Raw genomic sequence first — 22,354 nt, 5'->3', positions numbered from 1 at the left:
CCATGAATCCCGTTGTCATCGCCGTGTCTCTGATGCTGGTGCTGAGCCTGCTGCGCATCAACGTGGTGATCTCATTGGCGCTGAGCGCCCTGGTGGGCGGCCTGGTGGCTGGCCTGTCGCTGACCGACACTGCCAAAATTTTTGCCGATGGCCTGGGCGGCGGCGCCACCATCGCCCTCAGCTACGCCATGCTCGGCGCCTTTGCGGTGGCCATTTCCCGCTCCGGCATTACCGATCTGCTGGCGGTACGCATTATTCGTGCCCTCGGCCAGGACGCCAGCCAGGGCCGGGTGCTGTGGATCAAGGCGGTGCTGCTGTGTGCCCTGCTGCTGGCGGCGGTGTCGTCCCAGAACCTGATCCCCATTCACATCGCCTTTATTCCCATTCTGGTGCCGCCGCTGCTGCACGTGATGGCGCGGCTGCAGCTGGACCGCCGGGCGGTGGCCTGCGTGCTCACCTTTGGTCTGACCGCCACCTACATGCTGCTGCCGGTGGGTTTTGGCGGCATTTTTCTCAACAACATTCTGCTGGCCAACCTGGTAGAAAACGGCGTTGAGGCCACCAAGGGCATGCTGCCCCTGGCCATGGGCATTCCGGTGGGCGGCATGTTCCTCGGGCTGCTGGTGGCGCTGTTTATCAGCTACCGCAAGCCCCGCCGCTACGATGAAAGCAAGATCATCGCGGTAGAGCCCGAGCACATTCAAATCAACCCGCTGCACATTGGCATTGCGGTGGTGGCCATTGCCAGTGCGCTGAGCCTGCAACTGTACAGCGATTCCATCATTCTCGGCGCCATGGTGGGCTTTGTGATTTTCACCATGGGCGGGGTGATCAGGTTCCGGGAAAGCCAGGACGCCTTTACTCAGGGGGTAAAGATGATGTCGCTGATCGGCTTTATCATGATCTCCGCCGCCGGCTTTGCCGCCGTGATCAAGGCCACCGATGGCATTGGCAGCCTGGTGCAGGCGGTGGCCAGCGTGCTGGGCGACAACAAGGCGCTGGCGGCGCTGGCCATGCTGGTGGTGGGCCTGCTGATCACCATGGGCATTGGCTCGTCGTTTTCCACCATTCCGATCATCGCCCCCATTTACGTGCCGCTGTGCATGTCGCTGGGCTTTTCACCTCTGGCTACCCTGGCCATTATCGGCACCGCCGGCGCCCTGGGCGATGCCGGCTCGCCCGCCTCCGACTCGACGCTGGGGCCCACTTCTGGCCTGAATGCCGACGGCCAGCACGATCATATCTGGGATTCGGTGGTACCGACCTTCCTGCACTACAACCTTCCGTTGATTGGCTTTGGCTGGCTGGCGGCCATGGTACTTTAAGAAGAGCTTTCAGCGGTAAGCTGTCAGCCATCAGTTGTGCCGGGCCTTTGCCCGGCACAGTGGTTTTCACCCCTTTAACCCTTCCCCCTCACACCTCACCGTCAATTCAAATCAACGAGCGCAGTAGTTCCCGCAACCATTGCAGGGCGGGCTGACGGTCGTGCAGCGGGTGCCAGACGCAGTTGAGGTGATAGACCGGCGCCGTGGCCGGCAGCGCCACCTTTCTTAACGGCCAGGCGCCGGCCAGCAGGCCGGCCACCTTGCTGGGCAGCACCAACAGGTGATCGCTTTGCGCCACGATGGCCGCCGCCGACATGTAACTCTGGCTGTTCACCGAAATCTGCCGTTTCAGCCCCTGCTCTGCCAGCCAGGTATCGATGCTGGCCTCCCGGGTCCCCAGAGGCGAGTGAAACACATGGGGCAGCGCGGTCAGTTGCGTCAGCGTCAACGCATCCCCTACTTCAGAATGATCGGCGGCCACCACTCCCGCCAGGGGCTCGGTCAGCCAGGTCTCGGTGCACAGCGACGCCGGTACCTTCATATATTCATCAAACCCCAGCACCAGATCCACCTCGCCATTGGCCAGCGCCGCCTCGGGCAGTTGATCCCGCAGAATGTCGATTTCAATGCGTACCCCGGGCGCCAGGGTCTTCAGCCGGTTAATCAGTGGCGGGATCAGCACACACTCCACATAGTCGGTGGTGCTGATCACAAAACGCCGGCGGGAGCTGGCCGGCTCGAAATGTTCTTCCCGCCCCAGTTCCTGCTCCAGCAGGGTCAGCGCCCGGCGCACCGCCTGATGCAGGCTCTGGGCCCGCTGGGTAGGTTGCATGCCGGTGGCGCTGCGTACCAGCAGCGGATCTTCAAAGAACTGGCGCAACCGGTTCAGGGCATGGCTCATGGCCGGCTGGCTGATAAAACACTGCTGTGCCGCCCGGGTGACGTTGCGCTGGCTCATCAGGGCGTCAAAGGCCAGCAACAGATTAAGATCGAGTTGATGAAGCTTCATACATAATTCACGCCATGGATAATAAAATTAATATTATTCATTTGATGGATGAGCCGGCAAGCCGCAGACTCAACACAATCCGAACCGGCGCACCGCACCGGTTGTTTGAACCCGATACAAGGAGCCTTGATATGAGCATGGTAACCGTGGCCGCCACCCAGATGGCCTGCAGCTGGAACCGAGACGAAAACATCGCCCGCGCCGAAAAGCTGGTGCGCCAGGCCGCCGGTCAGGGCGCCCAGATCATTCTTATTCAGGAGCTGTTTGAAGCGCCCTACTTCTGCATTGATCAAAGCCCGGAGCACTTTGCCCTGGCTCAGGAAGTGGACAACAGCCCGCTGATTGCCCATTTTCAGGCGCTGGCCAAGGAGCTGGAAGTGGTGCTGCCGCTGAGCTTCTTTGAGCGCGCCGGCAATGCCTATTACAACTCCCTGGTGGTGATCGACGCCGACGGCGCCGTGCTGGATCTGTACCGCAAGACCCACATTCCCAACGGTCCCGGCTACCAGGAAAAGCAGTTTTTTACCCCCGGCGACACCGGCTTCAAGGTGTGGCAGACCCGCTATGCCAAAATCGGCGTGGGCATCTGCTGGGATCAGTGGTTCCCGGAAACCGCCCGCAGCCTGGCGCTGCTGGGGGCCGAGCTGATTTTCTTCCCCACCGCCATCGGCTCAGAGCCCCAGGACGCCAGCATTAACAGCCAGCCCCACTGGACCCGCACCCAGCAGGGCCATGCCGCCGCCAACCTGGTGCCGGTGATCGCCTCCAACCGCATCGGCACCGAGCAGAGCAAGTACCACGACAACCTGGAAATCACCTTCTACGGCTCGTCCTTTATTGCCGATCAGTTCGGCGAGCTGGTGCAGCAGGCCGACAAGACCAGTGAGTGCGTGCTGGTGCACAGTTTCGATCTGGCGGAGATTGCCAAAACCCGCGCCAGCTGGGGCCTGTTCCGGGATCGCCGCCCGGCCATGTACCAGACCCTGCTGACTTCAGACGGCAAACAGAGCGGAGGCCGCTGATGGACGCACTCAAGGGCTTTTACATGCCCGCCGAGTGGGCGCCCCAGCAGGCGGTGTGGATGATCTGGCCCCACCGCCCCGACAACTGGCGGGAAAACGGCGTCCCGGCCCAGGCCACCTTTGCCGGGCTGGCCGAGGCCATCTCAAAGGTGACGCCGGTGTTTATGGCGGTGCCGGCGGCGGAAATGGACAAGGCCAGCGCCACCATGCCGGCGGCGGTGACTCTGGTGCAGATTGAAAGTGACGATGCCTGGGCCCGGGATACCGGTCCCACCGTGGTGGTAGACGGCCAGGGTGGCATCAAGGGCATTGACTGGCGCTTTAACGCCTGGGGCGGTGACCATGGCGGCCTCTATTCCCCCTGGGATCGGGATCAGGCGGTGGCGCAAGCCATGCTGGCCCAGCATGGCATTGCGGCGGTGGAAAGCCCGCTGGTGCTGGAAGGCGGCTCCATTCATGTGGACGGCGAAGGCACCCTGCTCACCACCCGCGAATGCCTGCTCAACCCCAACCGCAACCCGCACCTGAGCCAGGCCGAGATCGAGCAGCACCTGCGCGATACCCTCGGGGTGACCACCTTCATCTGGCTGGACGAAGGGGTGTACATGGACGAAACCGACGGCCATATCGACAACATGGCCTGTTTCGCCCGCCCGGGTGAAGTGATATTGCACGGCTGCGACGACCCGCAGGATCCGCAGTATGTGCGTACCCAGGCGGCATTTGAAGTGCTGAGCTCCGCCACCGATGCCAAAGGCCGCAAGCTCAAGGTGTGGCTGCTGCCCCAACCGGGCCCGCTGTACATCAGCGACGAGGAAGCCGCCGGCGTGGCCAGCGGCAGCGGGGTGCCACGCCCGGCCGGCGAGCGGCTGGCGGCGTCGTATGTGAACTTTCTCATCACCAATGGCCGGCTGCTGTTTCCGCTGCTGGACTCGCGCACCGACGGTGAGGCGCAGTCCCGGCTGGAAACCATCTTCCCGGAGCTGGAAGTGGTGGGCATACCGGCGCGGGAAATTCTGCTCGGTGGCGGCAATATTCACTGCATTACCCAGCAGATCCCGGCGGTTTAAAGGCGATATCGCCACATGCCGGGCTTCGCCCCGGCATCTTCACTCTGACAGCGTTCGAGCTGCACCTGAAAAAATGCCGGCCCAGGGCCGGCATGACGATATCAATACAAAGGCAGGCGCCTGCCTTTTTGCGCTCAGGCCTGCTCGGGCTTGGGGTATTTGGCGGCAGTTTCCTTGATCAGGGTCTGCAGCTCGCCCTGCTGGAACATTTCAATGATGATGTCGCAGCCGCCGATCAGTTCCCCTTCCACCCACAGCTGGGGAAAAGTCGGCCAGTTGGCGTATTTGGGCAGCTCGGCGCGGATCTCGGGGTTTTGCAGAATATCCACGTAGGCGAAGGGCTCGCCGCAGTTCATCAGGGCCTGGGACGCCTGGGCGGAAAAACCGCAGCTCGGAAACTTGGGAGATCCCTTCATGTACAGCAGAATCGGGTTTTCGCTGATCTGGGTTTTGATTTTTTCAATGGTGTCCATGACCACTCCGGACGAAAGTTGCTGAAGGCTTCATTCTACTGCATCCCTTCCCGGTCTCAAGGGCCGCAACCGATTAATTGCACCGCCTCGCCACCGTGGCACGGTACCCGCACAAAAGCTGTTGTTGTTTCATTCATGGGCAAACTGTTACAATTCTGTCAGCAGTTTAGCGGTCTGCGACTATGCTGATAGCGGTCGTAACCGTCACAGAAAGAAGAAAAAGCAGCAATGTCTTCGCCGGGCTCACCCGGCATATAAAAATGGAGAATTGAACAATGGCATTTGAACTTCCCGCACTGCCTTACGCCAAGAACGCGCTGGAGCCGCACATCTCCCAGGAAACCCTGGAATATCACCACGGCAAGCACCACAACACCTATGTGGTTAACCTGAACAACCTGGTTCCCGGCACCGAGTTCGAAGGCAAGTCTCTGGAAGACATCATCAAGACCTCCACCGGCGGTATTTTCAACAACGCCGCGCAGGTCTGGAACCACACCTTCTACTGGAACTGCCTGTCTCCCAATGGTGGCGGCGAGCCCACCGGCGCCCTGGCCGATGCCATCAAGGCCGCCTTCGGCTCCTTCGACGCCTTCAAGGAAGAGTTCACCAAGTCTGCCGTGACCAACTTCGGCTCCGGCTGGACCTGGCTGGTGAAAAAGGCCGACGGCACCGTGGGCCTGGTGAACACTTCCAACGCCGGCTGCCCGCTGACCGAAGAAGGCCTGACTCCCCTGCTGACCTGTGACGTGTGGGAGCACGCCTACTACATCGATTACCGCAACGTGCGTCCCGACTATGTGAAAGCCTTCTGGGCCCTGGTCAACTGGGACTTCGTGGCAGAAAACTTCGCCAAGTAAGTTTTCTTCACGCGTCAAACACCCCGGCCCGCCGGGGTGTTTTTGTTATTGGGGCTTTTTTAATCAACCTGCCCCGGTGTAAAATGCGCCCTTTCTTGTATTCGTTCTTCAAAGTGAGTTCATTCTAGTGAGTATGTCTGTTCCCCGTATCGGCTTTGTGTCTCTCGGCTGCCCGAAAAACCTGGTCGACTCCGAGCGTATTCTGACCCAACTGCGTATCGAAGGTTATGATGTGGTGCCTTCCTACGATGATGCCGATATGGTGATCGTCAATACCTGTGGTTTTATCGACAGCGCCGTACAGGAATCCCTGGAAGCCATCGGTGAGGCCCTCAACGAAAACGGCAAGGTCATCGTCACCGGCTGTCTGGGTGCCAAGGAAGATCAAATTCGTGAAGTGCACCCCAAGGTGCTGGAAATCACCGGCCCCCACTCCTACGAGCAGGTGCTGGAACACGTGCACCGCTATGTGCCGCGTCCGGAGTACAACCCCTTTGTCAACCTGGTGCCCGAGCAGGGCGTCAAGCTGACCCCCAAGCACTATGCCTATCTGAAAATATCCGAAGGCTGCAATCACAAATGCACCTTCTGCATTATTCCGTCCATGCGCGGCGATCTGGACAGCCGCCCTATCGGCGACGTGCTGGCCGAGGCCGGCCGGCTGGCGGATGCCGGGGTCAAGGAGCTGCTGGTGATCTCCCAGGACACCTCCGCCTACGGTGTGGATGTGAAGCACAAAACCGGCTTTGCCAGCGGCATGCCGGTGAAGACCCACATTCAGGCCCTGTGCGAAGAGCTGGGCAAGATGGGCGTGTGGGTGCGCCTGCACTATGTCTACCCCTACCCCCATGTGGACGACCTGATTCCGCTGATGCGCGACGGCAAGCTGCTGCCCTACCTGGACATTCCGATGCAGCACGCCAGCCCGCGCATTCTCAAGCTGATGAAACGCCCCGGTGCGGTGGAACGCACCCTGGAACGCATTCGCCGCTGGCGCGAAATCTGCCCCGAGCTCACTATTCGCTCCACCTTTATCGTGGGCTTCCCCGGCGAGACCGAGGAAGACTTTCAGATGCTGCTCGACTTTATCGAGCAGGCCGAGCTGGATCGGGTGGGCTGCTTTACCTACAGCCCGGTGGAAGGCGCCCGCGCCAACGAGCTGGCCGATCCGGTGCCGGAAGAGGTCAAGCAGGAACGCTATGAGCGCTTTATGGCGCTGCAGCAGCAAATCTCCACCCGTCGCCTGGCGCAGAAGGTGGGCAAGACCATTCAGGTGCTGATCGATGAAGTCGACGAAGAAGGCGCCATCGGTCGCTCCAGCGCCGATGCCCCGGAGATCGACGGCCTGGTGTACCTGAACGGAGAAACCGGTCTCAAGCCCGGCGACATGGTCACCGCCACCGTCACCCACTCCGACGAGTATGATCTCTGGGCCGAACTGGCCTGATCGGCTATTGAGCATGGGTCACTCCCGCGAAGGCGGGAGTCCATGATGATTGCACAGGTTTAAACTTGTGCGGCATTCACTGGATGCCCGCCTTCGCGGGCATGACGGAAAAATTAGACATCGGCCCCGGATAACGGGGCTTTTTTGTAGCTGTGGCTGTCGTCAATTCATTTCATTTGTTGTTTAACTACAGTTTTGTTGGCTTTTTTTTCGCCCATCAAGTAATTTTTTCAGGTTGTCATCATACTTTGGTATGGCAGGGCTCTTACGCCAATCACTTGTCCTGTATAGTGTATCCGTTGTTTTGCATTATTCGGGGCGGCGGCTGCCCGCCTCACTGAGCCGGAAGTTCAGATGAATACATTGGAAAAAATTACCAAAAATCTCGACAGTTTCAGCAAGTCGGAACGCAAGGTGGCGGAAGTGATCCTCGCCTCGCCCCAGACCGCCATTCACTCCAGCATCGCGGCGCTGGCCAAGCTGGCCGACGTCAGCGAGCCCACCGTCAACCGCTTCTGTCGCCGCCTCGACACCAAGGGCTTTCCCGACTTCAAGCTGCACCTGGCCCAGAGCCTGGCCAACGGCACCCCCTACGTGAACCGCCATGTGGAAGAAGACGACGGTCCCGAGTCCTACACCGCCAAGATCTTCGAGTCCAGCATGGCCTGTCTCGACTCGGCACGCCACAGCCTGGATCCTCAGGCGGTGAACCGTTGCGTGGATATTCTGACCCAGGCGCGCAAGCTGTCGTTCTTCGGCCTCGGTGCCTCTTCCGCCGTGGCCCACGACGCCATGAACAAGTTCTTTCGCTTCAACGTGCCGGTATTGTGCTTTGACGACGTGGTGATGATGCGCATGAGCTGCATCGCCAGCACCGAGGGGGACGTGGTGGTGCTGATCTCCCACACCGGCCGCACCAAGGCGCTGGTGGAAGTGGCCCAGCTGGCCCGTCAGAACGACGCCGTGGTCATCGGCCTGACCGCCAGGGACTCACCCCTGGCCCGTGAATGCAGCGTGGTGCTGTCGATGGACGTCCCGGAAGACACCGACGTTTACCTGCCCATGGCCTCACGACTGGCCCAGATGGTACTGATCGACGTACTGGCCACCGGCTTTATTCTGCGCCGGGGCGCCCGCTTCCGGGAGAACCTGAAAAAGGTAAAGGAAGGCATCAAAAACTCCCGCTTCGACGGCCCGCATTACTGACGCCCTCTTTCCGCCTGTTGAGCCGGGCCCCTGGTCCGGCTCGGCGCCGTCATGTTAATTCGCGGCGGGAAATGTTACAGCCAACCCGTGACAACCTCCCCTGATAATTGCGAACAAAAAACAAACAACCTGTATTATTACCGCCTGCCCCGTACGTCGCCCCCTCTGTCGGATTAATGAATATTTCCTTTTTATTTCATTAATTTGACATACGCCGGCAGATTAAAATAGCGCCGCTGAACGAGACGCCTTGACCGCGATCAAGAGCGAGTGAAAACCCCGGCATTTTTGTGATCCCGTCTACACTTTTGCCATGGCTTCGGTTATCATCGATAACAATTTCATAAACCAAGGATGATGTGTCGGACCGTGAGCAACCCATGGCCTTTTCATAATTCGTCAGTTTCGGCCCGTAATGCCGCCGTACCCCCCCTGACTGCCGACACTTTCCGACCGTTTTTCCGGCAACGGCCGACCGGCCTGATGCACAATCCTGTTTTTTCCATCGTATTCATTCTTTCTTCCAATTGGAGTCTCTCATGTTAAGACGCACCAAGATCGTGACCACCCTGGGCCCGGCCACCGACCGTGACAACAACCTCGAAGGCATTATTGCCGCCGGTGCCAACGTGGTTCGTATGAACTTCTCCCACGGCACCCCGGAAGATCACATGAACCGTGCCAACCAGGTACGGGCCATCGCCAAGAAACTGGGCAAGCACGTGGCCATTCTGGGCGATCTGCAGGGACCCAAGATCCGTGTTTCCACCTTCAAGGACGGCAAAATCCAGCTGAACCTCGGTGACAAGTTCGTGCTCGATGCCGACCTGCCCAAGGGTGAAGGCAACCAGCAGAGCGTGGGCATCGACTATAAAGAGCTGCCCCGGGACGTGAAAAACGGCGACATTCTGCTGCTCGACGACGGCCGCGTACAGCTGCGGGTAGAAGGCGTGGAAGGCAACAAGGTGCTGACCGAAGTCACCGTGGCCGGCCCCTTGTCCAACAACAAGGGCATCAACAAGAAGGGCGGCGGCCTGTCCGCTCCGGCCCTGACCGACAAGGACAAGGAAGACATCAAGACCGCCGCCAAGATCGGCGTGGACTACCTGGCCGTGTCCTTTCCCCGTACCGGTGAAGACATGCGCATCGCCCGTGAGCTGGCCCGCGCCGCCGGCAGCAATGCCAAGCTGGTGGCCAAGGTGGAGCGCGCCGAAGCCGTCGCCACCGATGCCGCCATGGAAGACGTGGTCCTGGCCTCCGATGCCGTGATGGTGGCCCGGGGTGACCTGGGTGTGGAAATCGGTGATCCCGAGCTGGTGGGCGTCCAGAAGAAGCTGATCCGCACCAGCCGCCGCCTGAACCGGGTGGTGATCACCGCCACCCAGATGATGGAGTCCATGATCACCGCGCCCCTGCCCACCCGGGCCGAAGTCATGGACGTGGCCAACGCCGTGCTCGACGGCACCGATGCGGTAATGCTGTCCGCCGAAACCGCCGCCGGCCAGTTCCCGGTGGAAACCGTCAAGGCCATGGCCGAGGTGTGCCTGGGCGCCGAAAAGCACCCCAGCATCAATGTGTCCAACCACCGCATGAACTTCACCTTCACCTCGGTGGAAGAAACCGTGGCCATGTCTACCATGTATGCCGCCAACCACCTGCAGGGTGTGAAGGCCATTGTGGCCCTGACCCACTCCGGCACCACCCCGCTGCTGCTGTCCCGCATCAGCTCCGGCCTGCCGATCTTCGCCCTGTCCCAGGAAGAAAAGACCCTGTCCTGGACCAACCTGTACCGCGGTGTCACCCCGGTGTACTTCAAGGCCGACGAGAGCAAAAACATCTCCGAAATCTGCCGTGAGGCCATTGCCACCCTGAAGCAGTCCGGCTATGTCAACAGCGGCGATCTGGTCCTGCTGACCCACGGCGACATGATGGAAGTGGTGGGCAGCACCAACACCTGCAAGATCCTCACCGTCGAGTAAGATGTTCTTACTCCCGTGATGGCAAAAGGCCGGGCATATCGCCCGGCCTTTTTGTGGCTTCGCGCTACCTTATCGCACCAGGGCCACCGCTTCCCGGGTCAAACGACCGATTTCCTCCCAGTTGCCGGCATTGACCAATGCCTTGTCCACCATCCAGGAGCCGCCACAGGCGATCACTCCGGGCAGGGCCAGGTAGTCGCGAATGTTGCCGGCGTTAATGCCTCCGGTGGGCAGGAAATCAAGCCGGCCAAAGGGACCTTGCAATGCCCTGAGCATATTGACGCCGCCGGAGGCTTCCGCCGGAAAGAACTTGAGCGTGGTCAGGCCCATTTCCAGTGCCGCCTCTATGGTACTGGGATTGTTGACCCCGGGGATCAGGGGCATGTCCCGCTCCCGGCAGGCGCGCGCCGTGGTGGGATTGAAACCCGGCGCCACCACAAAATCGGCTCCAGCCTGTTTCGCCGCCTGTACCTGCTCCCGATTGAGCACGGTACCGGCCCCAATCAGCATGGCCGGATGAGCCCGGCGCAACAGGCGAATGGCCTCGGCAGCGGCCGCGGAGCGAAAGGTGATCTCAGCCGCCGGCAGGCCGCTGTCGTGCAGCAGGCGCCCCAGGGGCAGAATGTCTTCGGCCTGGTCCAGCGTGATCACCGGCAGAATTTTCAGTTGCGCCATGCGCTCAGTCAGTGACCTCATGTCGGTATGTTGTTCATCCTCTGATAATAACCACAGGCCGGGCACGGGCCCGGCCTGCCACCTCGTCTGTGGCCGTCAGGCCGCATCGACCTTTTTGCCCTGACGGCGGCCGAGTGCACCGGGAGCGAAGCTGTCCACGGCAATGGCACGCCGGCGCAGCTCGTCGGCCTCCCCCAACCGGTGTGCCTCGGTTTCACTGATAATGCCCGCCTGCCGGGCCTGCTGCCACAACTCGGGCTGTGCCAGCTTGCGGGGCAGCCTCCCGGTCTTTTGGGCCTCGTGAATTTTCTTTTCCACCTCCATCACCCCCACCATGGCCAGAAAGGCGGCTTCCAGCTCACCCAGCCCCGGCTCCTCGGCGGGGGGCAGGTAACACAGGGCCGACAGCCGCTCCCGCACGCCGCCCGGGGTCATCAGATGCTTGCAGATGGCGTGCACATGCCGGTCGGCCGGCATGCGGTAGCGGTTGCCGAGGGGGAAGATCAGCGCCTTCAATGTCCAGGCCACCGGCCGGTTGGGAAAGTTCTGCAGGAAGCCGGTCAGCGCCTGGCCGATCAGGTGCAGGTTACGGCTTACCGCGTAATGCACAAAAGGCAGTTCATCGGCGGGCCGGCCATTGTCTTCGAAATACTTGAGGGTGGCGCTGGCCAGGTACAGGTGGCTGAGCACGTCACCCAGCCGGGCCGAAAGCATTTCCCTGCGCTTGAGGTCGCCGCCCAGCATCAGCATGGAGACATCGGCGCACAGGGCCAGGGCCCGGCTCATTCGACCCAACTGGCGAAAATAGACCGCAGTATCGCCGGACACGGGCGCCCCGTTAAAGCGGGCACCGGTCAGCCCCTGCCAGAGCGCCCCCAGGGCGTTGCCGGCGGCAAAGCCGATATGGCGGACCAGCAGGCGGTCGAACTCGGCCAGCCCGGCCTGCTCGTCGGGGTTGGCGGCGGCGGCCATTTCCTTCAGTACATAAGGATGGCAACGGGTGGCGCCCTGGCCGAAGATCATCAGGTTGCGGGTGAGAATATTGGCCCCTTCCACGGTAATGGCGATGGGCATGCCCATGTAGTTGTGGGCCAGGTAGTTTTTCGGGCCCATCTGAATGGCCTTGCCGGCATGCACGTCCATGGCATCGTTGATCACGGTACGTGCCATCTCGGTCATGTGATATTTGGAAATGGCGGTGACGATGGCCGGGCTTTCATTCATGTCCAGCGCCCGGGTGGTAAGTCGCCGGGTCGCCTCCAGCTGATAGGTCAGGCCGCCAATGCGGGCCAGAGCTTCCTGCACACCTTCAAAGCGGCCGATGGACAGGCCAAACTGCCTGCGCACCACCGCATAGGCGCTGGTACTGCGGGTGGCCAGATGGCCGCTGGCGGTGCCCAGCGCCGGCAGCGAAATGCCCCTTCCTGCCGACAGGCATTCCACCAGCATGCGCCAGCCCCGGCCGGCGTAATCGGGCCCGCCGATGATCCAGTCGAGGGGAATAAATACATCCCGGCCCCGCGTGGTGCCGTTAAGAAAGGCCAGCCCCATGGGCAGGTGCCGGTCACCGGTTTCCACCCCGGGGTGGGAAGTGGGAATGAGGGCGCAGGTAATGCCCAGTTCTTCGGTTTCCCCCAGCAGGTGGTCGGGGTCATACAGCTTGAACGCAAGCCCCAGCACGGTGGCCCTGGGCGCCAGGGTAATGTAGCGCTTGTCCCAGTTCAGGCGCAGCCCCAGCACCTGTTTGCCCTCGAATTCGCCCATGCACACCACGCCACTGTCGGGAATGGAGCCGGCGTCGGAGCCCGCCTCGGGGCCGGTAAGGGCAAAACAGGGGATCTCGGCCCCGCTGGCCAGTCCCGGCAGCCAGCGCTGTTTTTGCGCCTCGGTGCCGTAGTGCATCAGCAGCTCGCCCGGCCCCAGGGAATTGGGCACCATCACGGTGACCGAGGCACTGGTGCTGCGGCTGGCGATGCGCGCCACTATGGTGGAGTTGGCAAAGGCGGAAAAATTCAGCCCGCCATAGGACTCGGGAATGATCAGCGAGAAAAAGCCCTTGTTGCGCAGGTAGTTCCACACCGGCTCGGGCAGCTCCCGGTCGTCGCTGACGATGCGGTAATCGTCGAGCATGGCCAGCAGGGTCTCCACCTCGTTGTCGAGAAAGGCCTGTTCCCGTTCACTCAGCCGTGACGGACCGTAAGAAAGCAGCATATTCCAGTCGGGCCGGCCGCTGAACAGCTCGCCGTCCCACCACACCGAGCCGGCCTCCATGGCTTCGCGTTCGGTTGCCGAGAGCGGCGGCAACACCTTTTTAAAGGTGGCAAAGGCCGGGGCGCTTATCCACTTTCTGCGTAAACTCATCATGACCTCCTCAACCGCCGGGTTGTGTCAATCGGTGCGGGCTTCCATGCCGCTGGCCAGGTAGGGAATGACCTTGCGGACCAGGCCTTCCACGTCGATATGCTCGTTGAAATCGTTTCTGGCAATGTCCCTGAGCGCCTCGCTGGAGGCCATGGTAAACACCACGGTGCCCAGGGTGAAATGCAGCCGCCAGAACAGCTCGGCGGATGACAGCGCCGGCGCCGCCCGCCGCATGCACTGAATAAAGTGCTCAACCACCTCACCATAGTGGTTGATGATAAACCAGCGCAAAAAACCCTGGTTATCCATGTAGCCGCCCCCCAGCAACTGCAAAAAAATTTCCGGGCCTCGCGCGCGAAGGCGGCTCAGCCCCATCAGCGGCGCCACAAAACATTCGAACACCTGCTCCACGGTAAGGCGGGGCTGCTCCAGCAGCCGCACCAGGGCTTCATTGACCGCCGGCATAAACAGCCCGAAATACCTGTCCATCACCGCCTTGATCAGATCCTTGCGCGAGCCGAAATGATAGTTGACCGACGCCAGGTTCACATTCGCGGCCCTGGTGATCCGCCGCAGCGAGGTATCGCCGAAGCCCTGCTCGGCAAACAGCACTTCGGCGGCGTCCAGTATTCTCTGCTTGGTATCCTTTCGGGCCACCGGCTACTCCCACGCAGGTTTAAACACCTGTTTAAAATCTATGTTTGAGCCGGGCGGCTGTCAAGGCAGACGCGAGCGGATAATTTTTGTGCAAATAATTTTGGGCAGGCGGGAACCTTTTCGCGCCGCCGTGTTCTGACTTAGTGCCACTGCAATTAAGCACTAAGTCTTTGCCCAGCACCTTTGCTGGGCGTTTTTTTGCCTGCCGCTTTTGAGTACACTGCACGCCCCTGTTGTCACCACACACCGATCATGAACCTGAACGACGCCCCTGCCCATATTCAACTCGCGGTGGATCTGATTGAACTGCTCGAAATCAACGAGGTAAGGCCCGAGGTGGCACTGGCCGCGCTGGCCATTGTGACCCGGGACTTTGAACACAAACTGGCCGAGCAGCACGACGACTCCGACGCCGGCTGACTGGCCACCGCCACAATAAAAAACGCCCCGTTACGGGGCGTTGACTGGCGGGATACTGCGGTTTAGTGCTCTTCTTCCAGATAGGCATAGCCTTCCAGGCCGGCGGACAATTCCTTCAGCAGCAGCGCCCGGGTTTCTTCGTCCAGATCCGGGTGACTGGCCTGCAGCTCGTACTGGGCGTTGATCACCGAGGGATCGATGTCCACATAACGCAGCAGCTCGGCCACATTGCTGCCTTCCTTGATGTTGGTGATCTGTGCCCTGCCCTGTTCGTCGAGCACCACTTCGGCGCTGTGGGTATCGCCAAACAGGTTGTGCATGTCACCCAGAATCTCCTGATAAGCCCCCACCAGGAAAAAGCCCAGATACTGGGGCTGACCGGGCACGAACTCGGGCATGGGCAGGGTGGTTTCCACACCCTGGCCATCCACATACTGATCGATGGCGCCGTCGGAGTCGCAGGTAATGTCCAGGATCACCGCCCGGCGGCTGGGGGGACGGTCGAGGCCGTCCAGGGGCAGCACCGGAAAAATCTGGTCAATGCCCCAGGCGTCGGGCAGCGACTGGAACAGCGAAAAGTTGACGAAACACTTGTCCGCCAGCTTCTCGTTCAGCTCGTCCATAATGGGCCGGTGCGCCCGGTTCACCGGATCCAGCTTCGCCTTGATGCCGAGGCAAATGTTGAGGTGCACTTCTTCCGCCCAGGCCCTGTCTTCCAGGGTCATCAGGCCCATGTTGTACTGCTCGTGCACATCGGCCAGCTCCGCCACCGTGTCGTGGTAGATTTCCAGCAGCGGCGGATCTTCCCGGCACAAGTCCTCCCAGGTTTCCCACATGTTACCGAGCAGAAAGGGCGCGTCTTGAGGCGGTGCCGCCGGCTTGGTGCTCTGGGCCGACTCGATGCTGATCACGTTGGCCACCAGCATGGCGTGGTGGGCGGTAATGGCCCGGCCCGACTCGCTGATGATGCGCGGATGGGGCAGATCGTATTCCCGGCACACGTTGCCAATGCCCCACACCACGTTGTTGGCGTATTCACGCAGGTTGTAGTTGGCCGAGCAATAGCTCTGGGAGCGGGTGCCTTCATAGTCCACCCCTAGGCCGCCGCCCACGTCCACTATGTTCACCGGTACATCGAGACGGCGCAGCTCGGCATAGAAACGACCGCACTCGCGAATGCCCTTCTGAATATCGCGAATGTTGGCGATCTGGGAGCCAAGGTGAAAATGCAGCAACTGCAGCCAGTCGATGCAGCCGGCGTCCTTCAGCCGGTTGACCAGGCTCAGCACCTGAGTGGCACTCAGGCCGAACTTGGACTTCTCGCCGCCGCTCGACTGCCACTTGCCGGCCCCCTGGGAAGCCAGCCGGGCACGCACGCCCAGGCGCGGCGTGACCTTGAGTCTGGCCGCTTCTTCCATCACCAGCGACAGCTCGGAGAGCTTTTCAATCACAATGTACACCTGGTGGCCCATGCGGGTACCCAGCAGGGCCAGGCGCACGTATTCCTTGTCCTTGTAGCCGTTGCACACGATCACCGACTCGGTCTCGTGAGTGTGGGCCAGCACCGCCAGCAGCTCGGGTTTGGAGCCGGCTTCAAGGCCCAGCCGGGGCTTGTCCTTGTAGGCCTTGGTCACGGCATCGAGCACGCCGCGCTGCTGGTTGACCTTGATCGGATACACGGTCAGGTAATCGCCTTCGTAGCCATAGTCCTCTATGGCGCCGTTAAAGGCGTTGAACAGGGCGTCGATGCGGCTCTTGATGATATCGGGAAAACGCAGCAACACAGGCGCGGCGTAACCCTCGGCCTTGAGTTGCTCCACCACTTCTGCCAATACCACTTTTGCCTCGGGCCGGGTCTTGTCGGGCGTGACACACACACGTCCCTGTTCATCAAGATGAAAAAAACCGGCGCCCCAGTAAGGCAGGTTATATACCTTGAGCGCATCGTTTGCGGACCATTCAGCCATGCTCTTTGCCCCCTTGTCAGTTCAGGGTCACAGAAAATCCGGACCAGGGGTCCGGAGCGATTTTAATTCGATTTTTCATCAGTATAAGGCAAGCCATGCTGCCTTATCGGGTAAACGCAGCTCATTCGGCGATTGCAAAAAATCGGGGGGCGAGTGTACAACTCACGCCGGGCGCTGACCAGTGCCGATCCCGCTTCAATTTCAATTTTATTGGCTCGCCAGCCGTTCCAGCAGGGTGCCGTGCCGGTGCAGAAAGGACTGTCCGCAACTGAATCCCAACGAATAGTCCTGCCCCAGCTGCGCCCGGCTCGAGCCCAGCACTCGGCTGTGCAGGGGGGCCGGTGGCGCGATTTCAAACACCAGTGCATTCTCCGGTGGCCGGCTGATAAAGTGCTGGGCCTGCTCGCAGCAGCGCTGATAGGCACGCACAATGGCCAGCAACTCTCCCAGCCGGTCCCGTCCCAGCCAGCCTTCCAGCCGCCGGACCCAGCTCAGGGTAACCCGCAGATCCCCGGGCTGGGTGCGGATCACCACCAGCACCCCGGCCCCCCGGCGCCAGGCTTCCCGCACCGGAATGGCATCGGCCACACCACCGTCGAGGTAGCGCTCGCCCCGCCACTCCACCCCGGCCCGGTAAAGCAGTGGAATGGCGCTCGAGGCCTTGAGCCCCAACAACCAGTCGGTGTCGGCGGGATGAAAATAATGGGGCTGGTGATCCCGCGCCCGGGTGCTGCAGAACAGCAACTCCCGCCGGCCCAGCCGCCGGCGCCCGGTCACCACATCCAGCGGCAGTTCGTGGCGCAGCACCTCGAAATACCAGTCCAGATCCACCAGATCGCCGCCCCGGGCAAAATGCAGCGGCCGAAAAAAGTCGGCGCGGGTGGTGTAATCGGTGATCACTTCCCGGGCAAAGCCGCGGCTATGGCACACGTAGGCAGACAGGTTCTGGGCGCCGGCGGACGAGCCGATAAAGAGATCAAAGGGGTCAAAGTCTGCCGCCATAAAGGCGTCGAGCACACCGGCGGTAAAAATGCCGCGCTGGCCTCCCCCCTCGCAAATCAGGGCCAGCCGCCCCCGCGTCGGCCCGTCACCGGCGGCAGGCTCAACGATTCTGTGATCTGGTTCCGTTCGTTGTCTTAACATGGACTACCCTGTCATCAAATCATCATGCCGGCGCCACTTTGCCGTCACCACGGCCGTCTAGGCTGGGCCCATCATCAGAACAAGGAGCCCGCCATGTTTTCTGTAGACACCCTGGCCGCCGAGTTTCTGCCCCGCTGGCAACACCTGCCCGGCTGCAAGCCCCTGCTGCGCCACCTGCTGCACGAGCAGGCCTTTATCGACTTCGCCGCCGAGTACCCCCATCTGCGCGGTCTCGACTTTGTCGAGCAGGTGCTCGACTATTTTCATTTTCGCGTACAGGTCCAGGAGCAGGAGCTGGAGCACATTCCGGCCACCGGCCCGGTGGTGATTGTGGCCAACCATCCCATCGGCTCCCTGGATGGCCTGGCCCTGCTGCGGCTGGTGTGCCGGCTGCGTCCGGACACCCGCATTGTGGCCAACCAGTTGCTGGCCCGCATCGAGCCGCTCAGCTCGCTGCTGCTGCCGGTGGACAACCTGGGTGGCCGCACCGGTCGGGCCCAGCTTGGCGCCCTGCAGCATCACCTGAGTGCCGGCGGCGTGGTCATTATTTTTCCCGCCGGCGAGGTGTCCCGCCTTGGCGCCACCGGCGTGCGCGACGGCCGCTGGCATGCCGGCTTCATTCGCCTGGCCATTCGCGCCCGGGCCGACATTGTGCCCATTCACCTGGAAGGCCGTAACTCTGCCTTCTTTTATTTAAGCTCACTGCTGTGCCGTCCGCTGAGCGGTGTGTTGCTGGTGCGTGAAATGTTTCGCCAGCGCAACCGGCAAATCAGCCTGCGCATCGGCCGCCCGGTGGCCTGGCAGCACTGTCGTCGCAGCGGCGTCAGCGACAAGGGGCTGGCCATGCTGTTTCGCAGCCACCTGTACCGGCTGGGCAAGGGCAGAAGCGGACTGTTTGAAACCCAGGTTGCCGTGGCCGCGCCCGAACCGCGCCAGTTACTCAAAAAAGCGGTGGAAAAATGCGAACGGCTGGGGCAAACCCGGGACGGCAAGGCCATTTACCTCACCAGGCGGGATCCGTCCGGGCACTGCGTGATCCTGCGGGAAATTGGCCGGCTGCGGGAGCTGGCGTTTCGGGCGGTGGGGGAAGGCACCGGCAAACGCCGGGACCTGGACCCGTTTGATGATGATTATTACCAGTTGCTGCTGTGGGACCCGCAGGAGCTGGAAGTGATTGGCGCCTATCGCTTTGTGCCCGCCGCCCGGCAACTGGAGCGCCGCGGCGCCGAAGGACTCTACACCCACCAGCTGTTTGAATTCGACCACACCATGGCCCCCGTTCTCGAGCAGGGCATTGAACTGGGCCGCAGCTTTATTCAGCCCGCCTATCAGGGCCGGCGCAGCCTGGATTATCTGTGGTACGGCATTGGCGCTTTTCTGGCCCGCCATCCCCAGTATCGCTACCTGTTCGGCCCGGTATCGCTCAGCGCCGCGCTGCCGGTGGCCGCCCGGGATCTGCTGGTGGCCTTTTACCGGCTGTACTTTTCCGGACGGGCCGGACTGGCCCGCTCCCGCCGGCCCTTGCCGGCCAGTCCCGGGCATTTGCTGGACGCCTTTGCCGGTAATGACTACCGGGCAGACCTGCAACGGTTAAAACAACGGCTGGATCACCTGGGCGTGGCCATTCCCACCCTGTACAAACAGTACGCCGAGCTGTGCGAGCCCGGTGGCGTGCAGTTTGTGGACTTCGGTACGGATCCGGACTTTGCCGACTGTGTGGACGGCCTGGTGATCGTGGATCTGGCCCGGCTCAAGCCGGCCCGCCACGAGCGCTATATTGCGCCGCACCTGGAGCAGGGTCCGCGCTGAATCACTCAGTGATGACGGTCACTGTGACCCAGGTCGCGGTCGGGGGCGATCTTGTCACGAATGCGCTGCTTGATGTCCTTGGCCTCGGGAAAACCCTGATCGGCCACACGGCACCAGATCCGCTCGCCGTCCACAAAGATCTGAAACTGCCCCTTGTCGCCGGGGATCAGCGCCACCTCGCCCACCTCATCGGCAAAGGTCGACAGAATCTCCTGGGCCAGCCAGCCTGAACGCAGCAGCCAGCGGCACAGGCTGCAATAGCGAATTTCCACTCTGGGTTTCATTCATCTTCCTTCAGTGCCATGCCGGGCCAGACCCGGCATGGCAAAGGTTGCGATCAGCGCACCACGCCGCTCAGAAACTCCTGGCGCGTAGCCGGGCGGCTCTTGAAGATACCGCCCAGTGAGGTGGTGGTGGTATTGCTGGTGGCGTCCATCACGCCCCGGGCCTTGACGCAATAGTGGGTGGCGGTAATGCTCACCGCCACATCGTCAGACTCCAGCAGTGTCTGCAGGGCCACCAGCACCTGCTGGGTCAGCCGCTCCTGCACCTGCGGACGGCGGGCAAAGAACTGCACGATGCGGTTGATCTTGGACAGACCAATCACCTTGCCCCGAGGAATGTAGGCTACGGTGGCGGTGCCGTCTATGGTCACGAAATGGTGCTCACAGGTGCTGGTCAGGCTGATATCGCGCACCTGCACCATTTCGTCCACCTTCATCTTGTTGTCGATCAGGGTGATCTTGGGAAAGTGGGCATAATCCAGGCCAGAAAAAATTTCACGGACATACATCTTGGCGATACGCTGGGGGGTTTCGGCCAGACTGTCGTCTTGCAGATCCAGCCCCAGTACGTCCATTACCTGGGTCATCAGGCCGGTGATTCTTTCCTGTTGTTCATCCGTGGTCAGGTTGTGGCTGCGCATGGGGGTTTCCAGGCCCCGGGCTTCCAGGGCCGAGCGGACCCGAATGGCTGCGTCGCTCAATGCGGTCATGATGATCTCCGTGGGGTATACAATCTCTGGGCATGGTAGTGCATTTGGGCTTTGCTGTGAATGGCGGATTAACACTCACTCATCCCCGTGCATGACAATAACCGCCCGAGTCTGAAATAATGAGCCTCATCAACACCATCAGGGAGCCTGAAGATGGCGATTCAAGATTGTTGCAGTCAACCCGGTTTGCGCCCGTTCGACGATGCGCGGGCCGACATGCTGGGTCAGCTCGATGTGGTGGCAGCGGCGGAGCTGGTACCCCTGGAGCAGGCCCTCAACCGGGTGCTGGCCGAGGCGGTGATTTCACCGCTGGATGTGCCGGCCTTTGCCAATTCGGCCATGGACGGTTACGCCCTGCGGGCCGAAGACACGATGACGGGGGAAAAGCTGGAGCTGATTGGCACCAGCCTTGCCGGCCATCCCTTTACCGGCCGGGTTGACGCCGGCCAGTGCGTACGCATCATGACCGGCGCCGCCCTGCCTCTGGGCGCCGACAGCGTGGTCATGCAGGAAAACTGTACCTCGGAGCACAACCGGGTGGCCATTACCGGCAAGGTGGAGCCGGGGCAGCATGTGCGTCAGGCGGCGGAAGATCTGGCCCAGGGCGAAACCGTGTTTCAGGCCGGCATGCGTATCAATGCCCGGGTGCTGTCGGTACTGGCATCGCTCGGGCTGGAGCAGGTCAATGTGCGCCGGCCGCTCAGGGTGGCGCTGCTCTCCACCGGTGACGAGCTCAGATCCCCCGGAGACTTGCTGGCGCCGGGAGAGATCTACGACTCCAACCGCATTGGCCTGGCCGCCATGCTCACCCGGCTGGGCGTGGAGATCACCGACTACGGCATTATTGCCGATGACCCTGAACTCATTCGCAAGGCGTTCCTGAAGGCGGCGGCCAGCCACGACGCCCTTATCACCTCCGGTGGCGTCTCGGTGGGCGATGCGGATCATACCAAGGTAGTGCTGGAAGACGTGGGCCGCATCGGTTTCTGGAAGCTGGCCATCAAGCCGGGCAAGCCCTTTGCCTTTGGCCACATCGACCGTTGTGCCTTTTTCGGTTTGCCGGGCAACCCGGTGTCGGCGGCGGTGACCTTTCATCTGCTGGTGCGCCCTGCCCTGGCCACACTGGCCGGCGAGCGGCTGGCGCCCCCCCTCACCCTGCAGGCCACCGCCCTGATGCCCTTTAAGAAGTCGCCCGGACGCATGGACTTCCAGCGCGGCCGGGTCGAGCGCCAGGCCGACGGCAGCCTGGGCGTGGTGCCCGCCGGCTCACAAAGCTCGGCGGTGTTCAGCGCCATGGCCGAGGCCAACTGCCTGCTGCATCTGGAGCAGGACAGAGGCCCGGTGGAAACCGGCGAAACCGTGACCCTGGAGCTGATCGACGGGCTTTACTGGTAACACAAAGGCCCCTGCCTTGGCTGGGGCCTGAACGTGACCTGGTTAACGGTAATGCCGGCTTGAGGCCGCATTTCACTCCTTCATTGCTCAGCCTTCGCGACCTACCATTTCTTGGCCGCTTCGGTGTCGCTGTCTTTGGCATCCACCCAGCGCTCGCCCTCGCTGGTGCGCTCTTTCTTCCAGAACGGCGCCCGGGTTTTGAGGTAATCCATAATGAAATGGCAGGCGGCAAAAGCCGCTTCCCGGTGAGCGCTCGCCACGCCCACAAACACTATCTGATCCCCCAGCTCAAGGGCGCCCACCCGGTGAATGACCCGGCACTCCAGCAGCGGCCAGCGGCTTTTGGCCTCGGCCACGATGTTTTCCAGGGCGTGCTCGGTCATGCCCGGGTAGTGCTCCAGGGTCATGCCGCTGACCGCATCGCCCTGATTCATGTCCCGCACCTTGCCCACAAAGGTGACCACGGCGCCGGTCTGGTGCGACCGGCTCAGGGCGTCGTATTCGGTGGCGAGGCAAAAGTCGCCGGTCTGTACCCGTATCAT

General features: G+C 61.6%; 20 protein-coding genes. 10 read left to right on the top strand and 10 right to left on the bottom strand.

Annotated elements, in window-relative coordinates; translation table 11 throughout:
• Positions 1-2: 2 nt before the first annotated feature.
• Positions 3-1,325: a Na+/H+ antiporter family protein gene (locus PU634_RS06560; protein ID WP_306763258.1), complete on the top strand. Its 1,323-nt coding sequence runs from the start codon at positions 3-5 to the stop codon at positions 1,323-1,325.
• 106 nt (positions 1,326-1,431) lie between these two features.
• Here the strand turns inward: PU634_RS06560 and PU634_RS06555 are convergent, their stop codons facing one another.
• Entirely contained in the window at positions 1,432-2,334 is a 903-nt protein-coding gene (locus PU634_RS06555; RefSeq protein WP_306763257.1) for a LysR family transcriptional regulator, read from the bottom strand.
• 131 nt (positions 2,335-2,465) lie between these two features.
• Between PU634_RS06555 and aguB the strand changes: the two genes are divergently transcribed.
• Complete coding sequence (gene aguB / locus PU634_RS06550) at positions 2,466-3,356, top strand: N-carbamoylputrescine amidase (protein WP_306763256.1); 891 nt, start codon at positions 2,466-2,468, stop codon at positions 3,354-3,356.
• The gene (gene aguA / locus PU634_RS06545) at positions 3,356-4,426 is read left to right on the top strand and encodes an agmatine deiminase (RefSeq protein WP_306763255.1); all 1,071 of its coding nucleotides are present in this window, start codon (positions 3,356-3,358) and stop codon (positions 4,424-4,426) included. Before aguB ends, aguA begins: the two co-directional genes overlap by 1 nt.
• 134 nt (positions 4,427-4,560) lie before the next feature.
• On the opposite strand, the gene PU634_RS06540 is transcribed toward aguA, so the two are convergent.
• Positions 4,561-4,899 (bottom strand): Grx4 family monothiol glutaredoxin, encoded by a 339-nt coding sequence (locus PU634_RS06540; RefSeq protein ID WP_306763254.1) that lies wholly within the window; start codon positions 4,897-4,899, stop codon positions 4,561-4,563.
• Between the two features lie 275 nt (positions 4,900-5,174).
• Here PU634_RS06540 and sodB point away from each other — a divergent pair, with 275 nt between their 5' ends.
• The 4 genes from sodB (at position 5,175) to pyk (ending at position 10,391) form a co-directional block, all read left to right on the top strand.
• A complete protein-coding gene (sodB, locus tag PU634_RS06535; RefSeq protein WP_107853100.1) occupies positions 5,175-5,759 on the top strand; it encodes a superoxide dismutase [Fe] in 585 nt (194 codons plus the stop codon).
• A 133-nt stretch (positions 5,760-5,892) separates the two neighbouring features.
• Entirely contained in the window at positions 5,893-7,206 is a 1,314-nt protein-coding gene (rimO, locus tag PU634_RS06530) for a 30S ribosomal protein S12 methylthiotransferase RimO (protein WP_306763671.1), read from the top strand.
• 354 nt (positions 7,207-7,560) lie between these two features.
• The gene (locus PU634_RS06525; RefSeq protein WP_306763253.1) at positions 7,561-8,412 is read left to right on the top strand and encodes a MurR/RpiR family transcriptional regulator; all 852 of its coding nucleotides are present in this window, start codon (positions 7,561-7,563) and stop codon (positions 8,410-8,412) included.
• A gap of 539 nt (positions 8,413-8,951) precedes the next feature.
• Positions 8,952-10,391 carry a pyruvate kinase gene (pyk, locus tag PU634_RS06520; RefSeq protein ID WP_306763252.1) on the top strand — a complete coding sequence of 480 codons (1,440 nt, stop codon included), beginning with the start codon at positions 8,952-8,954 and terminating at the stop codon, positions 10,389-10,391.
• A 69-nt stretch (positions 10,392-10,460) separates the two neighbouring features.
• Here the strand turns inward: pyk and PU634_RS06515 are convergent, their stop codons facing one another.
• The 3 genes from PU634_RS06515 to psrA all read right to left on the bottom strand — a co-directional run bounded on the left by PU634_RS06515 (position 10,461) and on the right by psrA (position 14,084).
• Positions 10,461-11,087 carry a bifunctional 4-hydroxy-2-oxoglutarate aldolase/2-dehydro-3-deoxy-phosphogluconate aldolase gene (locus PU634_RS06515; protein ID WP_306763251.1) on the bottom strand — a complete coding sequence of 209 codons (627 nt, stop codon included), beginning with the start codon at positions 11,085-11,087 and terminating at the stop codon, positions 10,461-10,463.
• A gap of 75 nt (positions 11,088-11,162) precedes the next feature.
• Positions 11,163-13,427 (bottom strand): acyl-CoA dehydrogenase, encoded by a 2,265-nt coding sequence (locus PU634_RS06510; protein WP_306763250.1) that lies wholly within the window; start codon positions 13,425-13,427, stop codon positions 11,163-11,165.
• Between the two features lie 27 nt (positions 13,428-13,454).
• A complete protein-coding gene (psrA, locus tag PU634_RS06505) occupies positions 13,455-14,084 on the bottom strand; it encodes a TetR family transcriptional repressor PsrA (protein WP_306763249.1) in 630 nt (209 codons plus the stop codon).
• A gap of 252 nt (positions 14,085-14,336) precedes the next feature.
• Here psrA and rsmS point away from each other — a divergent pair, with 252 nt between their 5' ends.
• Positions 14,337-14,504 carry a pleiotropic regulatory protein RsmS gene (gene rsmS / locus PU634_RS06500; RefSeq protein ID WP_306763248.1) on the top strand — a complete coding sequence of 56 codons (168 nt, stop codon included), beginning with the start codon at positions 14,337-14,339 and terminating at the stop codon, positions 14,502-14,504.
• A gap of 62 nt (positions 14,505-14,566) precedes the next feature.
• Here the strand turns inward: rsmS and speA are convergent, their stop codons facing one another.
• Both speA and PU634_RS06490 read right to left on the bottom strand, forming a co-directional pair.
• A complete protein-coding gene (gene speA / locus PU634_RS06495) occupies positions 14,567-16,471 on the bottom strand; it encodes a biosynthetic arginine decarboxylase (RefSeq protein ID WP_306763247.1) in 1,905 nt (634 codons plus the stop codon).
• A gap of 207 nt (positions 16,472-16,678) precedes the next feature.
• The gene (locus PU634_RS06490) at positions 16,679-17,614 is read right to left on the bottom strand and encodes a patatin-like phospholipase family protein (protein ID WP_306763246.1); all 936 of its coding nucleotides are present in this window, start codon (positions 17,612-17,614) and stop codon (positions 16,679-16,681) included.
• Positions 17,615-17,707: 93 nt separating this feature from the next.
• On the opposite strand from PU634_RS06490, the gene olsF reads away from it, so the two are divergent.
• Positions 17,708-19,423 carry a bifunctional ornithine lipid synthase OlsF gene (gene olsF / locus PU634_RS06485; RefSeq protein ID WP_306763245.1) on the top strand — a complete coding sequence of 572 codons (1,716 nt, stop codon included), beginning with the start codon at positions 17,708-17,710 and terminating at the stop codon, positions 19,421-19,423.
• Positions 19,424-19,428: 5 nt separating this feature from the next.
• On the opposite strand, the gene PU634_RS06480 is transcribed toward olsF, so the two are convergent.
• Positions 19,429-19,707: an Rdx family protein gene (locus tag PU634_RS06480; RefSeq protein WP_306763244.1), complete on the bottom strand. Its 279-nt coding sequence runs from the start codon at positions 19,705-19,707 to the stop codon at positions 19,429-19,431.
• Between the two features lie 53 nt (positions 19,708-19,760).
• Complete coding sequence (folE, locus tag PU634_RS06475) at positions 19,761-20,417, bottom strand: GTP cyclohydrolase I FolE (RefSeq protein ID WP_306763242.1); 657 nt, start codon at positions 20,415-20,417, stop codon at positions 19,761-19,763.
• Positions 20,418-20,570: 153 nt separating this feature from the next.
• Here folE and moeA point away from each other — a divergent pair, with 153 nt between their 5' ends.
• Complete coding sequence (moeA, locus tag PU634_RS06470; RefSeq protein ID WP_306763241.1) at positions 20,571-21,812, top strand: molybdopterin molybdotransferase MoeA; 1,242 nt, start codon at positions 20,571-20,573, stop codon at positions 21,810-21,812.
• A 101-nt stretch (positions 21,813-21,913) separates the two neighbouring features.
• Here moeA and moaE read toward each other — a convergent pair whose 3' ends face one another.
• Positions 21,914-22,354 (bottom strand): molybdopterin synthase catalytic subunit MoaE, encoded by a 441-nt coding sequence (moaE, locus tag PU634_RS06465; RefSeq protein WP_306763240.1) that lies wholly within the window; start codon positions 22,352-22,354, stop codon positions 21,914-21,916.

This window comes from Oceanimonas pelagia (assembly GCF_030849025.1).
GTDB classification, from domain to species: Bacteria; Pseudomonadota; Gammaproteobacteria; order Enterobacterales; family Aeromonadaceae; genus Oceanimonas; species Oceanimonas pelagia.
This window is presented reverse-complemented; position numbering and strand designations above follow the sequence as displayed.